14 protein-coding genes and 3 tRNA genes are annotated in these 14422 nt (G+C 67.6%); 5 read left to right on the forward strand and 12 right to left on the reverse strand.

From position 1 onward, the window contains the following. Positions 1–19 precede the first annotated feature (19 nt). From BEP68_RS10155 to BEP68_RS10170, 4 genes are all read right to left on the reverse strand, one after another. Positions 20–850, reverse strand: coding sequence for an ABC transporter permease (locus BEP68_RS10155; RefSeq protein ID WP_053098711.1), 831 nt, complete (start codon positions 848–850; stop codon positions 20–22). After that, a complete protein-coding gene (locus BEP68_RS10160; protein WP_187249906.1) occupies positions 847–1752 on the reverse strand; it encodes an ABC transporter ATP-binding protein in 906 nt (301 codons plus the stop codon). Before BEP68_RS10160 ends, BEP68_RS10155 begins: the two co-directional genes overlap by 4 nt. Positions 1753–1863: 111 nt before the next feature. Then, positions 1864–3294 carry a cell division initiation protein gene (locus tag BEP68_RS10165; RefSeq protein WP_187249907.1) on the reverse strand — a complete coding sequence of 477 codons (1431 nt, stop codon included), beginning with the start codon at positions 3292–3294 and terminating at the stop codon, positions 1864–1866. A gap of 163 nt (positions 3295–3457) precedes the next feature. After that, a complete protein-coding gene (locus BEP68_RS10170) occupies positions 3458–3961 on the reverse strand; it encodes a hypothetical protein (RefSeq protein ID WP_187249908.1) in 504 nt (167 codons plus the stop codon). Between the two features lie 69 nt (positions 3962–4030). Here BEP68_RS10170 and BEP68_RS10175 point away from each other — a divergent pair, with 69 nt between their 5' ends. Beyond that, a complete protein-coding gene (locus BEP68_RS10175; protein ID WP_187249909.1) occupies positions 4031–4765 on the forward strand; it encodes a DUF2071 domain-containing protein in 735 nt (244 codons plus the stop codon). Here the strand turns inward: BEP68_RS10175 and BEP68_RS10180 are convergent. The 5 genes from BEP68_RS10180 to BEP68_RS10200 form a co-directional block, all read right to left on the reverse strand. Then, a complete protein-coding gene (locus tag BEP68_RS10180) occupies positions 4746–5666 on the reverse strand; it encodes an AEC family transporter (protein WP_187249910.1) in 921 nt (306 codons plus the stop codon). The genes BEP68_RS10175 and BEP68_RS10180 overlap by 20 nt on opposite strands. A gap of 317 nt (positions 5667–5983) precedes the next feature. Then, on the reverse strand, positions 5984–6607 hold the full coding sequence (locus BEP68_RS10185; RefSeq protein WP_082297981.1) for a GntR family transcriptional regulator: 624 nt from the start codon (positions 6605–6607) through the stop codon (positions 5984–5986). A 261-nt stretch (positions 6608–6868) separates the two neighbouring features. Next, positions 6869–6941: transfer RNA gene (locus BEP68_RS10190), tRNA-Phe, on the reverse strand. A gap of 70 nt (positions 6942–7011) precedes the next feature. Further along, positions 7012–7085: transfer RNA gene (locus tag BEP68_RS10195), tRNA-Asp, on the reverse strand. A gap of 29 nt (positions 7086–7114) precedes the next feature. After that, positions 7115–7187 (reverse strand) — tRNA-Glu (locus BEP68_RS10200). A gap of 211 nt (positions 7188–7398) precedes the next feature. On the opposite strand from BEP68_RS10200, the gene BEP68_RS10205 reads away from it, so the two are divergent. Beyond that, entirely contained in the window at positions 7399–8766 is a 1368-nt protein-coding gene (locus BEP68_RS10205; RefSeq protein ID WP_053098718.1) for a peptidoglycan DD-metalloendopeptidase family protein, read from the forward strand. 68 nt (positions 8767–8834) lie between these two features. Here the strand turns inward: BEP68_RS10205 and BEP68_RS10210 are convergent, their stop codons facing one another. Both BEP68_RS10210 and BEP68_RS10215 read right to left on the reverse strand, forming a co-directional pair. Beyond that, the gene (locus tag BEP68_RS10210) at positions 8835–9326 is read right to left on the reverse strand and encodes an inorganic diphosphatase (RefSeq protein WP_187249911.1); all 492 of its coding nucleotides are present in this window, start codon (positions 9324–9326) and stop codon (positions 8835–8837) included. Between the two features lie 68 nt (positions 9327–9394). Further along, on the reverse strand, positions 9395–10366 hold the full coding sequence (locus BEP68_RS10215; protein ID WP_187249912.1) for a LysR family transcriptional regulator: 972 nt from the start codon (positions 10364–10366) through the stop codon (positions 9395–9397). 111 nt (positions 10367–10477) lie between these two features. Between BEP68_RS10215 and BEP68_RS10220 the strand changes: the two genes are divergently transcribed. Both BEP68_RS10220 and BEP68_RS10225 read left to right on the forward strand, forming a co-directional pair. Next, positions 10478–11857, forward strand: coding sequence for an MFS transporter (locus tag BEP68_RS10220; protein WP_056276751.1), 1380 nt, complete (start codon positions 10478–10480; stop codon positions 11855–11857). Continuing rightward, positions 11854–12651, forward strand: coding sequence for a 3-hydroxybutyrate dehydrogenase (locus tag BEP68_RS10225; protein ID WP_056276754.1), 798 nt, complete (start codon positions 11854–11856; stop codon positions 12649–12651). Before BEP68_RS10220 ends, BEP68_RS10225 begins: the two co-directional genes overlap by 4 nt. On the opposite strand, the gene BEP68_RS10230 is transcribed toward BEP68_RS10225, so the two are convergent. Beyond that, positions 12618–13274 carry a TMEM175 family protein gene (locus BEP68_RS10230; protein WP_315985300.1) on the reverse strand — a complete coding sequence of 219 codons (657 nt, stop codon included), beginning with the start codon at positions 13272–13274 and terminating at the stop codon, positions 12618–12620. The genes BEP68_RS10225 and BEP68_RS10230 overlap by 34 nt on opposite strands. Positions 13275–13351: 77 nt before the next feature. Between BEP68_RS10230 and tilS the strand changes: the two genes are divergently transcribed. After that, complete coding sequence (gene tilS / locus BEP68_RS10235) at positions 13352–14338, forward strand: tRNA lysidine(34) synthetase TilS (protein WP_187249913.1); 987 nt, start codon at positions 13352–13354, stop codon at positions 14336–14338. The last annotated feature ends 84 nt before the right edge of the window (positions 14339–14422 follow it).

The following is a 14422-nucleotide window of genomic DNA, read 5'->3' on the forward strand; positions in this document are numbered from 1 at the left end:
CCGTTCGCATGCCAGACGGTCAGTTCCGCCGGATCCAGCGGAACGTCGCGCGGCTGAGGATGAAGCCGACCACGAGCCATGCGGCGAGGGCGACCGCCACGAGCCCGAGATCCCATGATCCGCTCGGCTCTGCCGAGGAGAACGACTCGGGCAGGATCGCCGCGCGCATACCCTGAGCCATCCACTTGAGGGGAAAGACGGAAGCGACGTTCTGCAGCCATTCCGGCAGCGCGGTGAAGGCGATGTAGACGCCGGAGATGAACTGCAGCAGCAGCACGACCGGGATCACCACGGCGGACGCCGTCTTGCCCGACCGCGGCACGGCAGACAGTGCGATGCCGAGAAGCGTGCACGAGAGCAGGCCGAGCACGAAGACCCAGGCGAAGCGACCCCAGGCCTCAGCATCCGAGGGCAGCTCGACCTGATAGAGGACGACCGCGACGACCAGCAGCAGAGTGATCTGCAGGATCGCGGTGACGAAGACCTCACCGATCTTGCCGATGAAGTACGTCGCCGGTGAGATCGGCGTGCTGCCCAGCCGCTTGAGGGTTCCGTCGCTCTTCTCCACTGCGATCTCGATCGACAGGCCCTGCATCCCGGAGAGGAAGATGCCTCCTGCGACGAGACCGGGAAGGTAGTACGTCGCCATGCTGATCTTGTCGGGCCCTTCGCCGATGTCGCCCGTGAAGATCGTCGCGAAGATGAGGTACATGAGGGTGGGGAACAGGAAGGTGAAGAAGACCTGGTCGCTGGCGCGGAAGTACTGACGCAGTTCGAACGGGATGCGGCGTACCCCGAGGCGAACCGTGCGAGCGAGCCCGAAGTTCGGCGTGGCAGTCGTGGTGCTCATGCGGACTCCGCCACATCTGCCCGCAGGGCCTCTGCGGTCGGATCGGAATCGGATGCGGCTCCGTGCTCACGGATGAGGCCGAGGTAGATGTCCTCGAGAGTGGGACGCACGACCTCGAGGCCGTCCGGCTCGCCGCCCGCGCGCTGCAGCTCGGAGACGACCGCACCGGGAGTGGTCGTGCGCTGCTCGCGGCGCACGCCGGCGGCATCCCTCCAGCGAACCATCGGCGTCCTCGCCTCGGGCCTGCCGATCTCGTCGATCTTCCCGATCGCCACGATGCGCCCGTCTGTGATCACCGCCGCGCGATCGCCCAGCCGGGCGGCCTCATCGAGATAGTGAGTGGTCAGCAGGATGCTGGTGCCCTCGGACTTCAGGGTGCGGATGAGCTGCCAGAACTGCTGTCGGGCCTCGGGATCGAAGCCGGTCGTCGGCTCATCGAGGAACAGGAGTTCGGGGCGTCCGATGATCCCGAGGGCGACATCGAGACGGCGCTGCTGACCACCGGACAGCTTGCCCGCTCTGGATCGCTGCTTGTGCTCGAGCCCCACGGCGGCGATCACCTCGTCGACCGAACGAGGGTGGGGGTAGTAACCGGCGAACTCGGTGAGCAGCTCCCGCACGGTGAAGTTGCCGGCCTCTCCGGTGGACTGCAGCACGATCCCCAGTCGCGCCTTCCACGCCAGACCGCCGCGCTGGGGGTCGACACCGAGCACGCGCACGTCGCCGGACGTGCGGTGACGATAGCCCTCGAGGATCTCGATGGTCGTCGACTTGCCAGCGCCGTTCGGGCCCAGAAGAGCGAAGGTCTCTCCCCGGCGGATGTCGAAGCTGATGCCGTCGACTGCGACGGCACCCCCGTACTCCTTGCGGAGATCCCGCACCTCGATCACGCTGTCTGTCATAGGTACAGCGTGCACGCTGACGGCTCCGAGCGATAGCAGGACGGGTGAACGAAGCGGGGGCGTGGGCGGATATCCGCCCACGCCCCCGCTCGGTCAGTCAGGAGAAGTCGCTCAGCGGGAGGCCTTCTGATCGGACTCGACGACCTCGATGGTGATCTTGCCGTCGATCGTCTCGGCGTTCTCGTCGAGGAGCTCGTCCTCCAGTGCCTCGTCACCGCGGAACTCCTCGTCGCCGGTGACCTCGTCGACCGCGTCGTCGGAGTCGTCGATCAGCTCGGCTTCCTCGACCTCGACGGTCTCGGCGTCGGTGTCGTCGTCGACCTGCGACGCGGCTGCTGCAGAGCCGACGGCTGATGCCTCGTCGCTGAAGATGCCCTCCGGGCGGATCAGCTCGCGCACCTCGGCCATGAAGCTGGCGAGCTGCTGCTGCTGCCAGCGCAGTTGGCGCGCGTGGTCCTCGGCGTCCCGCAGCACGGCGGACGTGTGACCCGTCACCGAGTCGACGATCTTCTGCGACTTCACGCGGGCACGGTCCAGGGTGTCGCGGGCGCGCACCTGAGCATCCGCTTCGATGGTCTGCGCCTGTGACCGCATCAGGCGCTCGTAGTCGTCAGCCTTCGCCGAGATGCGCTGCGCGTGATCGAGCGAAGCGGCCACCTGCTCGTTGGCATCCGTGGTGATGCGCTCGGCGTGGGCGACGGCCTGGTTGTGCAGCACCAGGAACTCCTGCTGAGCGTCGTCCTGCCGACGGGTGAGCGTCTCCTCGAATTCGAGGACGCGGGCGTTCATCTCGCGCACCTCGCGCTCGGCTTCGGCGCGCAGCTGGGTGGTCTCCCGGGTGACGAGCGAGCGGAGCGCCGCAGCGCCCTTCTCCGCCTCGGTGCGGATGGCCGTCGCCTCCTGCGTCGCCTGGTGCACCCGCTCGGCGGCGTGCGCTGCCTCGCGCTCGAGCGTCGCCTGGTGGGCGGTGTACTCGGTGTCGATCTTCAGGCGCACCTGGTCGGCGTCGTGCTGAGCGTGCGCGATGATGCGGGTGACGTCGGCATCCGCCTCGGCCCGCTGTGCGGTGACCTCTTCGCGCGCGGCCGCCATCAGACGGTCGGCCTGCACGGCGGCATTCTGGATGAGGACGTTGGCCTGCTCCTCGGCCACCCGGAGGATCGCCTCGAACTGCTCCCGCGACGGTGCCTCCTGGCCGTCCGCGCGCGGGGTGTCGACGAGCTCGTTGGTGAGGGTGGCGACCTGCTGCTCGGTCTCGGCAGCCTTCGCCTTGGTGGCGAGGAGCTCCGCCTCGAGCTCTTCGCGGGCGATGCGCTCTTCTTCGCGAAGCGCCTCGACTGCGTCCTCGTGACGTGCCTCGGTGGCGGCGAGGTCGGCCTTCGCCTGCTTCAGCTGATTGCGCAGAGTGCTGAGGGCCGAGTCGACCTCCGCCTTGTCGTAGCCGCGGAACGAGGCCGTGAAGCCGGACTGCTCGCGCGGCGTCTCTTCGATCAGCTTGTCGAAGAAGCCGGGGGTCCGGTCGTTGTCGGGGGATTCACTCATGGGTCGGCCTTTCCGGCGCAGGTCACAGGGACTGAGAGCTGTGATGAGAAATGGTGCCGTCGCGAGGCCGACTGTGGGCTGGCCGGTGCGTGATCAGCAGTAACACAGCCTAGTTGCGACGGCTGTGAGATGCACCCGATGTTCCGGTACGCACTGGGCTTCTCTACTCCGCGATCCACGACTCGGTCGCATCGTCGCGCCGGTGCCGCAAGGGCGGCCCGGGCGAGACCTGGACGCCCTCAGCGCGTGCTGCGGCGGAGACGGCGGAGCGCAGGTCTGACCAGAACTCGGAAGTGTTGGGAACGCCCAGATGCTCGCGGATCCTCTCCACCTGCAGACGGGTCCCGTTCTCATCGTCGACCACCCGCACGATCGCGTCATCCGGTGCGACGAATCGGATACCGTAGCCTCCGCTCGCGAGCGGGGTGAACTTGCGTGGCTGCTGACGCACGACCCCGTCGACGATCTCCCTCGCCGTGGCCTCAGACGTCTGCAGCACCAGCGTCGCGCCCAGTTCCTCGAGTATCCCGCTGAGGCGGTCGGCCGCGTGATGCTGCCCTGCTCTGCCGCCGGCGGCGCCGGTGGAGCGACGGACCCAGCGGGGAAGGAGGATCGCGAGCACGATGATCGCGCCGATCGCGGCGATGTAGATGAGCGGATTGTCCACGGATACAACCTACGTGCACCTCGTCCCCGAGGCCTTGGAGGAATTTAGCTCCAGTGCTACATTCGGGGCATGACGATCATCCGCGGTGTCCGTGCTCAGCTCCGTCGGCGACTCCTGATCACCTATCGGGTCGAGCCGGAGGTCGCCGCCTCCCTGCTGCCCACGGGATTCCGCCCGCAGATCGTCGAGGGGTCTGCGGTGGCCGGCGTGTGCGTGCTGGGGCTGGAGTCGATCCGACCGAGCTGGGCACGGCGCCGGTGGGGTCTGCGCTCCGAGAACGCCGCCCACCGGGTCGCCGTCGAGTGGGACACCGCGGATGGCGTGCAGAAAGGCGTCTTCATCGTCGGTCGGCACAGCTCGGCGTGGCATCCGGTCATCTTCGGCGGACGGTTTTTCCCGGGGGTGCATCGCCGAGCGAGGTTCGAGATCGAGGAGGGGGATGATCGCTACGTGGTCACGATGGATGCCGGCGAGCACAGTCTCTGTGCGGATGTCGAGGTGGGAGGCGCATGGTCGAGCTCTCTCTTCGCCTCGATCGACGAGGCCTCGGACTTCTATCGCGCCGGTCGGCTCGGCTGGTCGGCGGCGCGGGGAGGGCGCGGCGTCGAATCGGTCGCGCTCACCACCGACGCGTGGAGGGTCGAGAACGCACACCTGCACAGCGTGAGCTCGTCGTTCTTCGACGCTCTTCCCGCCGGCTCAGCGGTGTTCGACAGTGTCGTCGTGATGCGCGATCTTCCGCTGACGCTGTCGGACGTGCGCGAGTCCCGGATCGACGCGGTGCTCAGCCCAGCAGGAACATGATGAGGATCAGCACGGGCAGGCGGCCGAGAGTGGTCAGGAATACGGTGTCGCGCGAGATCGTCTCGCCGATGTCGTAGCGCTGCGAGTAATTGAAGACGTTCTGTGCGGTGGGGAGCGCGGCGAGGATCACGACGATCAGCACCTCGGCCGGCGAGAGCCCGAAGACGAACTCGGCCACCACCCACGCGATCAGCGGCATCGCGATGAGCTTGAGCGAGGTGGCGAGGATGATGTCCCGCCGGTGGCCGGGAGCGCCGAGCACGCGCTGGCCGTGCAGGGAGATGCCGTAGCTGATCAGCAGAACCGGCACGGCGGCATCGGCGATCAGCTGAGCCGGCTCCATGATGATGGGCGGCACTGTGAGGCCCAGCACCGAGATGAGCGTGCCGAGGAGCGACGCGATGATGATGGGATTCGTCGCCGTGCGCACGAGCGTCTTTCGCAGCGATACGCGATCGCTCGTGACGGCGTCGAGGATCGTCAGCGAGATCGGGGTGAACACCAGCAGCTGCATCAGCACCACCGGTGCGGGGTACGCGGCGCTGCCGAGAAGGTAGAGCGACAACGGGATGCCGATGTTGTTCGAGTTGACCTGCCCCGCCGACAGCGCTCCGATCAGGGTCTCTCCGACCGGACGCTTCCACCAGAGCCGCGCGATGAGTGTGTAGATCCCGATGATCGCGACGGCCGCGATCGCCGACACGGGGAGCAGCGAGGAGAAGAGCATCTTCGCATCGGCGTGGGCGAGCACGGTGAAGAGCAGGAACGGCGACAGCACGAAGAAGATCAGACGCCCGAGCACGTGCCGGGCGTGCGGTCCGAGCAGGTCGATCCGGCCGAGCAGATAGCCGAGTGCGATCGCGACTCCCACGACGGCGAATCCGGTGAGCGTCTCGAGCATGGTTCGAGCGTATCCAGCCCGGACGCACGTCGTCGCCACCGGCACGGTCGGCGCGCGGGAGTCCGCCGTAGCAGTCGGAGTGGGCCCGCGTCAATGGATGAGCTCCGATCAGCGTCAAGACGGGGTGCGGCCATACGCTGAGAACACGACGAGCAGCATCTGCCGCTCTCCGTCGGTCGAACCAGACGGTGCCCTCGAGTTCTCTCGGTCTTGAGCGCCCACATGGGGGTGGGTGCGCTTGCGGACCTTCTCATCGACTGCTCCGGTCCCCCCGTTCGGGCGCGGGGGACCGGAACCAACTTCCTCGGGAGTGGCCGCTACTTCAGGCGGAGCATCCTCTGCACGGCCTTCACGCCGGCGTTCGCGCTGCGGGCGCGCATCGCGGACTCGAGCTCCTCGAGCGATTCCTTCGTGTCCACCCGGGGCTCGCCGAGGTAAAGGTCGCGGAACACGAGATACCAGAAGTCGCTCAGCATGAGTCGATAGAGATCGTTGAGCGCGCGGTCGGTGAGGAACTCGAAGAGCTCCACATGGGCTTCGATCCATCCCTCGCCCGTTTCGACGGACCGGATGGCGTCGGCGATCAGTTCGCACGCGATGGCGAGATCCGCCTCGGACAGCGCAAGCGCGGCCTCACGGATGATCTCCCCGCCCTGAGAGGCGGCGAACTCGCGGGTGATGCGGGACCGCTCGTCGGTGATGTCGGTGACCATCGAGTAGCGGTTCGCGTGGACCTCCATCAGCCCGGCGCGCGCCAGTCGCTGCACGGCCTCTCGGACGGGGGTGCGGGTGACTCCCAGATCGTCTGCGATCGCCTTGTCGCTCAGTTTCGCGCCAGGCGCGTAGGTGCCGTCGGCGATCGACGTCGCGAGTCGACGAAAGAGCTCTTCAGCTCCGAGGTTCCGCTGCGCCCCAGGCACAACGGGCAGTTCAGGTCCCATATCGGTATATTACGGCGCATAGGTATGGCGCGGCTGTCCGCCGAGCAGATGCGTGTTTGACCTGCGGCCCGTGCACCTGCTCGACGCATCGAGTCGGTCGTCCTGAGACGTGTCGTCTCGTGGCTGGAGCGCGTGACGACAGGCGCAGAACCAGCAGCCCAGGGGAGCGGAGCAGACACCGACTCTCACCGGAAAAAGCGGAAACCCCCGCCATGTAGAAGCTAGGCGAGGGTTCCTAAGGTGACTGTAATGATCACCCTGTGGCTCCGACGGGCGTCGATCCCGTGACCTCACGATTTTCAGTCGTGCGCTCTACCAACTGAGCTACAGAGCCATGCGACCGGCTAGACCTGTCGCATCTAGACGAAAGGCCCTTCTCGAAGAAAAGGGCCCGTCGCTTAGAGCGACCCTGACGGGACTTGAACCCGCGACCTCCGCCGTGACAGGGCGGCACGCTAACCAACTGCGCTACAGGGCCATACTTGTTTTCAATTGTACCGGAAGGAGTGACCCCAACGGGATTCGAACCCGTGCTACCGCCGTGAAAGGGCGGCGTCCTAGGCCGCTAAACGATGGGGCCGAAGTCTGTCCCGGAGGACTTCCTTGCCGACGCTCAAGCATAAGGGAAGATCTGAGCAAAACGCGAATCGAGGGCGAGCCTGCTGTCTCCCGGGCGTGTTCAGGAGGACGATGGACTCACATCGCTGTGCCCTCTCCCGCTGTCCGCCCCCTGGTGCGGATGTGAAAGAAGTTGTTAGTGTGGCATCTGTGAAACCGGCGAAAGGGGCCGTGTGAACGACCATCACTCCACGTCGGATGCTGCTGCGGCGGCGTCCGACGACTGCGGCTGCGCGCCGACCCCTGCGGAGAGCCGCGCGTTCTGGAAGGACCGTTCGGTCACCCGTCGCAGCGCTCTCACATTCGGCGCGCTCAGCGTCGTCGCCCTCAGCGCCTTCGGCGTCTCCTCAGGAGTGACCGCCGCGTACGCCGCCTCGTACCCCAGCTGGGACGACGTGCAGAACGCCATGAACAACGAGTCCGCGAAGGCAGCGGAGGTCACGCGCATCGAGGGACTCATCCAGTCGCTCAAGCAGCGGGTGGCGGATGCGCAGGCCAAGGCCGTGCTCGCGGGCGAGGAGTACAACGCCGCGCAGCTCGCCTACTTCGATGCCATCGCCGTCGCGGAGGAGCTCCAGTCGAAGGCCGATGAGCAGGCCGTCGCCGCCGATGACGCCACGAAGAAGGCGGCCCAGCTCGCGGCGCAGCTGTATCGCAACGGCGGCGACGACACCGCCCTCGAGCTGTTCTTCGCCGGCTCGGCCGACAACGCCGACCAGCTGCTCTCGCGTCTCGGCACGATGGACAAGGTCTATCAGTACAACCAGACGGTGCACGACAACGCGGTCGCTGCCCGCAACTCGGCCCAGCAGCTCACCGATCAGGCTGTCGTCGCCCGCACGGAGCGCGATCGCCTGCAGCAGATCGCCGAGCAGAAGATGATCGAGGCTCAGGCCGCTGCGGACGCCGCTCAGGCTGCGCTCGACGAGCAGTCGGCGAACCTCGCGACGATGCAGGCACAGCTCTCAGCCCTGAAAGACGCCACGGCGACGACCGTGGCCGGGTACAAGGAGGGCGTGCGCGTCGCGGAGGAGGAGCGCAAGCGTCGCGAAGCGGCCGAGGCCGCGGCAGCCGCCGCAGGCAATGGCGGCGGCGGAGGTGGCGGCGGAGGCGTCGGCGGCTCGCCGGGTTCCGGCGGCTGGGTTCGACCGCACGGAGGACACCGGAGCGCCGGATTCGGCCCGCGGCCCAAGCCCTGCGCAGCCTGCTCCGGCTACCACTACGGCGTCGACCTCGCGAACGGGTGCGGCGCGGCGATCTATGCGGCGCAGTCCGGCACCGTCGACTACGCCGGTCCGCGCGGCAACTACGGCAACTACATCCGCATCCAGCACGGTGGGGGAGTCTCCTCCGGCTATGCCCACATCAGGGACGGCGGCTTCGCCGTCCGCAGCGGGTCATGGGTCAACTCGGGTCAGGTCATCGCCTATGCCGGCAACACCGGAGCATCCGTCGGCTGCCACCTGCACTTCGAGGTGTACATCAACGGCGCGTACACCAACCCGATCACGTTCCTCGCAGATCGCGGCGTCTCGGTCTGAGATCGACCACGACGAGAAGACCCCCGACCGCTGAGCGGAACCGGGGGTCTTCTCGTCGGAGCCTGGGGTCAGTGACCCTGCTCGCCGAAGCGGACGATCGCCTCGTCGAGGATGCGCTGCGCCTCTGCGGCGTCGCCCCATGCGTCGACCTTGACCCACTTGTTGGGCTCGAGGTCCTTGTAGTGCTCGAAGAAGTGCTCGATCTCCTTCTTGGTGTAATCGGCGACGTCGCCGATGTCCTGGATGTGGGCCCAACGGGGGTCCTTCGACAGCACGGCGACGAGCTTGTCGTCTCCGCCGGCCTCGTCGCTCATCTTGAGCACGGCGACCGGGCGCACCTCGACGACGACGCCGGGGTAGATGGCGTGGTCGAGGAGCACGAGAACGTCGAGCGGGTCGCCGTCCTCGCCGAGGGTGTTGTCGAAGTAGCCGTAGTCGGCGGGGTACCCGAAGGTCGTGTAGAGCACGCGGTCGAGGTGCACTCGTCCGGTCTCGTGGTCGACCTCGTACTTCACGCGGCTGCCGCGCGGGATCTCGATGACGGCGTCGTGTGCGCCCATGCGTGTGCTCCTCAGAAATGACGGTTGGATGCCGCGCACTAGCCTAGCCGGGCCGTCGACGGGTGCTGTCAGCGTTCGGCGGCCGGGGCGATGCCGAGCAGTGCATCCTGGACGGCCGCCGTGCGGTCGCGGATGGCGGCAGCCACCGCGGCGACCGCGGGCTGGCGCAGCGAGTCCGGACGCAGCACCATCCAGTAGGGCAGGCGCTCGGCGAAGTCGTCGGGGAGGAGCCGCACCAGATCGGCGTGGCCGTCGGCCAGGAAGCACGGAAGGAAGCCGATCCCCGCGCCGGCGCGTGTGGCCTCGACGTGGACGAAGACGTTGGTGGAGCTGAGCGAATCCGGCATCCCCGGCACGAGTCGTCGAGGAGCATCCAGATCGTCGACCTGGAGCATCGAATCGACGAAGTAGACCAGTGGATGCCTGCTCAGCTCATGGGAGTCGCCGGGCGTCCCGTGCTCGTCCAGGTACCCGTGCGACGCGTACATGCCCAAGGTGTAGAAGCCGAGTCGGATGGCCTCGGCGCGGTGCACCTGCGGTTCTCCGACCACCACTTCCAAGTCCAGCCCGGAACGGTACTGCAGAGCCCGCCGGGTGACGTTGACGATCTCGACGCTGAGTCTCGGATACTTTCGCCGCAGCTGCGCGACCGCGGGCGCGATGATGAACGCACTGAACCCGTCGGTGGCGGAGATCCGCACGACCCCGGCTATCTGATCGGACTCGGCTTCTCCTTCATGGATCGTCGCCACCGCCGTCTCCACGTCCTCGGCGGCGCGCACCGCCCGGCGCCCGAGGTCTGTCAACTCCCATCCTCCCGAGCTGCGGGCGAGGACCCGCCCGCCGAGGACTCTCTCCAATGCGGCGATGCGTCGCGAGACTGTCGTGTGATTCAGCCCCAGGCTCTGGCCGGCAGTAGTGAAGCGACCGGTGCGCGACACGGCGAGAAGGATGAGGAGATCGTCGGCGTGCGGCTCGGAGGTACTCGGGGAAGATGTCACATCTGCAATTGTGCACTCCGTCTCTGCTCGACTGGTCATTGGCGCACAGAGCCGGGCGTGCACATACTGGCGGAGGCCGCCCGCAGACGGGATACCGGCCCGCCAAGCAGCCGTCGACGAGGACGCTGCAGAACACGAAGGAGTGCATTCATGGGCGTCGAGCAACCGGTCGACTCGCAGGTCGAGACCCGAACATCCGGGCTGAAGAAGATCGTGGCCGCCTCGATGGTGGGCACGGTGGTGGAGTGGTACGAGTTCTTCCTCTACGCCACCGCCGCATCGCTCGTGTTCGGCACCTTCTTCTTCCCCAACGCCGGCACCGAGCTCGACGGCATCATCGCCGCATTCCTGACCTACGCGGTCGGATTCATCGCCCGACCGCTCGGCGGCATCGTGTTCGGCCAGATCGGCGACAAGCTCGGCCGCAAGCACACCCTGCAGATCACCATCATCCTCGTCGGGGTCGCGACCTTCCTGATGGGGTGCCTGCCCGGCTTCGATTCGATCGGCTACTGGGCTCCGGCGCTGCTCGTGCTCCTGCGATTCATCCAGGGGTTCGCCGTCGGCGGTGAATGGGGCGGTGCCGTGCTGCTGGTCGCCGAGCAGAGCCCCGACAGGTCTCGCGCGTTCTGGTCGAGCTGGCCCCAGGCCGCCGTCCCGGTGGGCAACCTGCTGGCGACCCTGGTGCTGCTCGGCATGTCCTGGGCGCTTCCCGCCGACCAGTTCCTGAGCTGGGGATGGCGCGTGGCGTTCTGGGTCTCGGCGATCGTCGTCGTCATCGGCTATTACATCCGCCGGCACGTCAGCGAGGCGCCCATCTTCCTCGAGGCCCGCGCACAGGTCGAGGCCGACAAGGCCGTGAGCTACGGAGTGCTCGAGGTCGTGCGCAAGTACCCGCGGGGCATCTTCGGAGCCATGGGCCTGCGCTTCGCGGAGAACATCCTGTACTACATCATCGTCTCGTTCACGATCGTGTACCTGAAGACGGTGCACGCCTACGACACGAGTCAGCTGCTGCTGGCGCTTCTGGTCGCGCACGCCATCCACTTCGTCGTGATCCCGCAGGTCGGCCGGCTCTCGGACGCCTGGGGACGCAAGCCCGTCTACCTCGCCGGCGCGGTGCTCGGAGCCAGCTGGGCGTTCTTCGCATTCCCGATGTTCGACACCCAGAACCCGTTCGTGATCATCGCGGCGGTCACGATCGGTCTGTGCTTCCACGCGCTCATGTATGCGGGGCAGCCGGCGATCATGGCCGAGATGTTCCCGACCCGTATGCGCTATTCCGGCGTCTCCCTGGGGTACCAGGTCACCTCGATCGTCGCGGGCTCGCTCGCGCCGATCATCGCCACGGCCCTGCTGCAGGACTTCGGCTCGTGGCTGCCGGTGGCGATCTACGTCGCGGCAGCTTGCGCCGTCACCGCGGTCGCGGTGGTCACCCTCAAGGAGACCCGCGGGGTGTCCCTGCACGACATCGATGACGCGGATGCACGCAAGCACGGGCTGAACACTCCCCGGGTGAGCGCGGCATGACCGAGCGAAGCATCGAGAGGCCGGGTGCGGCCGGTCTGTCGCTGAGCGGCCGCCGAGCCCTGGTGACGGGAGGCGCCAGCGGGATCGGCCTGGCGGTCGTGCGAGCATTGGCCGCGCGTGGCGCTCACGTCGTGGTCGCAGACAAGGATCGCGCGCAGTGCGAGGCCGCCGCGGCCGAGGTCGGAGGCTCGAGCTGGGTGGTCGATCTGCTGGAGCCGGCCGCCGTCACCGACGACCGGCTGGCCGACGTGCTGGCCGGTGTCGACATCCTGGTGAACAACGCCGGGATCCAGCACATCAGCCCGATCCAGGATTTCGATCCCGAGGACTTCCGACGGATCGTGACCCTCATGTTGGAGGTTCCGTTCCTGCTGATCCGCGCGGCTCTGCCGGAGATGTACGCGAACGGGTTCGGCCGGATCGTGAACGTCTCATCGGTGCACGGACTGCGCGCATCGCCCTACAAGTCCGCCTACGTCGCGGCCAAGCACGGGTTGGAGGGACTGTCGAAGGCCACCGCGCTCGAAGGAGGGGAGCACGGCGTCACCAGCAACTGCGTCAACCCCGGCTACGTGCGCACGGCGCTGGTCGAGAAGCAGCTGTCCGACCAGGCGCGTGTGCACGGCATCCCTGAAGCCGAGGTGCTGGCGAAGATCATGCTGACCGAAAGCGCGATCAAGCGCCTGATCGAGCCCGACGAGGTGGCATCGCTGGTCGCCTGGCTGGCGAGCGACGAGGCGTCGATGGTCACCGGGGCGAGCTATGCGATGGACGGCGGCTGGTCGGCGCGATGAGAAACGATCCGCGTCCAGAGCCGATCCAGGAGCGATGACAGAGGTCCGGTGAGCCAGAGCAGCAGCAGGGCGAGGTACCCCACCCCTCCGAGGCTGATCGCCAGCAGCATCGCCACCGCCGAGAGCAGGATCGAGGCGATGTCGGCGGCGGCACCGTGACGGATGCGGGAGGGCGGCGTCTTCGTCAGGTCAGGGTGCCGCAGCAGATAGATGCGCGCGCCGAGCGTGGTGATCTGCGTGGCGATGAGCGTGCCGATGTAGAGGACCACCTGCAGTGGGTCGGTGTCCATCTGGCCGAGCATCGCCGTAGGCACCGGCAGCCAGACGATCGTCGCCATCCAGGCCACGTTGAGCCAGAGAAGCGGTCTCGTGATCCGCGTGACCTCGTCGTACTGTCGGTGGTGCCCCATCCAGAAATTGGCGATGAGGACGAAACTCAGCCCGAAGCTCAGCAGCTGTCCTGCATGCTCCTGCAAGAACTCGGCGGTGCCCAGACCTCCGGCGGCGGCCTCGGACACGGACTCCATCAGCGGCAGGATCAGCAGCGTCATCGCGATGGCGACGACCGCGTCGACGAACGCCTTGAATCGTTCGGTCCTGAACCGCAGCACGTGATCCGTCACGGCGCCAGGCTAGAGCGCGATGCCCGTCGAGCGCGAGCGCTGTGCGGTGATCCGTCCCCGTGATCTACCGTTGGTCTGTGCCGTCGCTCTCTCCCGTCATCGCCGAGATCCGCCTCGCCGTGCGCACCGCGCTCGCCGATCTGCCCGAGGGGTCGACAGTCGTCGTCGCTCTCTCCGGGGGAGCGGACTCCCTCGCGCTCGCCGCGGCGACCGCTTTCGAGGCGCCCAAGCTCGGGCTTCGGGTGGGCACGCTCACCGTCGACCATGGGCTGCAGAACGGGTCGGATGCCGTCGCCGCGCGCGCTGCGAGAGCGGCGGCCGCGCTGGGGCTCGACGCGCTGGTCGTGCGCGTGGAGGTCGGCGCTGACGGAGGCCCTGAGGCAGCGGCGCGAGACGCGCGGTACCGGGTGCTGAAGGACGCCGCGACGGATGCCGGTGCGGCGGCCGTGATCCTCGGGCATACGCTCGACGACCAGGCCGAGACGGTGCTGCTCGGTCTCGCACGCGGATCCGGCGCCGCGAGCCTGCAGGGGATGGCTCCCGTGCGAGAGGACGATGACGGACTGCGCTGGGCGCGCCCGATGCTCCGGGTGCGGCGCGAGACCACACGAGCGTTCTGCGCGGAATCCGATCTCGAGGTCTGGGACGACCCGCACAACACAGAGGATCGGTTCGCCCGGGTGCGGGTGCGCGACCGGGTCCTTCCGGTGCTCGAGACCGAGCTCGGCCCCGGCATCGCCGAGGCGCTCGCGCGCACCGCCGAGCAGCTGCGCGAAGACGCCGAGGCGTTCGACGAGATGATCCACGAGACGATCGAGGACATCGTCGAGCACGCCGAGGCGGGGATCTCCGTGAGCGTCGCCGCACTCGCCGCGAACCCCGCCGCTCTCCGCAACCGCATCATCCGACTCGTGGTCGACAGCGAGTTCGGCGTGAGCCTGACCCGATCGCAGACCCTCGAGGTCGCTCGTCTGGCGATCGACTGGTCGGGTCAGGGGCCCATCGATCTGCCGGGGTGCTCGGCGGCTCGAGCGGGCGGTCGCATCGTGTTCACCGCGCGCTGAGCCGCGGCATCCCACTCCTCGCGGAGACGGAGAACTCCCGCGGTCGCCTCCTCAGGAGGGGGCCGCAGGGGTGTCGTCCGGCAG

Source organism: Microbacterium sp. 4-7, assembly GCF_014332665.1.
GTDB lineage: Bacteria > Actinomycetota > Actinomycetes > Actinomycetales > Microbacteriaceae > Microbacterium.

Excerpts from the sequence above, each read along its gene's own strand:
- BEP68_RS10155 (WP_053098711.1), bottom strand. The coding sequence starts at position 850 with ATGAGCACCACGACTGCCACGCCGAACTTCGGGCTCGCTCGCACGGTT.
- BEP68_RS10160 (WP_187249906.1), bottom strand. The coding sequence starts at position 1,752 with ATGACAGACAGCGTGATCGAGGTGCGGGATCTCCGCAAGGAGTACGGG.
- BEP68_RS10165 (WP_187249907.1), bottom strand. The coding sequence starts at position 3,294 with ATGAGTGAATCCCCCGACAACGACCGGACCCCCGGCTTCTTCGACAAG.
- BEP68_RS10175 (WP_187249909.1), top strand. The coding sequence starts at position 4,031 with ATGACGATCATCCGCGGTGTCCGTGCTCAGCTCCGTCGGCGACTCCTG.
- BEP68_RS10180 (WP_187249910.1), bottom strand. The coding sequence starts at position 5,666 with ATGCTCGAGACGCTCACCGGATTCGCCGTCGTGGGAGTCGCGATCGCA.
- BEP68_RS10185 (WP_082297981.1), bottom strand. The coding sequence starts at position 6,607 with ATGGGACCTGAACTGCCCGTTGTGCCTGGGGCGCAGCGGAACCTCGGA.
- BEP68_RS10210 (WP_187249911.1), bottom strand. The coding sequence starts at position 9,326 with ATGGGCGCACACGACGCCGTCATCGAGATCCCGCGCGGCAGCCGCGTG.
- BEP68_RS10215 (WP_187249912.1), bottom strand. The coding sequence starts at position 10,366 with ATGACCAGTCGAGCAGAGACGGAGTGCACAATTGCAGATGTGACATCT.
- BEP68_RS10220 (WP_056276751.1), top strand. The coding sequence starts at position 10,478 with ATGGGCGTCGAGCAACCGGTCGACTCGCAGGTCGAGACCCGAACATCC.
- BEP68_RS10225 (WP_056276754.1), top strand. The coding sequence starts at position 11,854 with ATGACCGAGCGAAGCATCGAGAGGCCGGGTGCGGCCGGTCTGTCGCTG.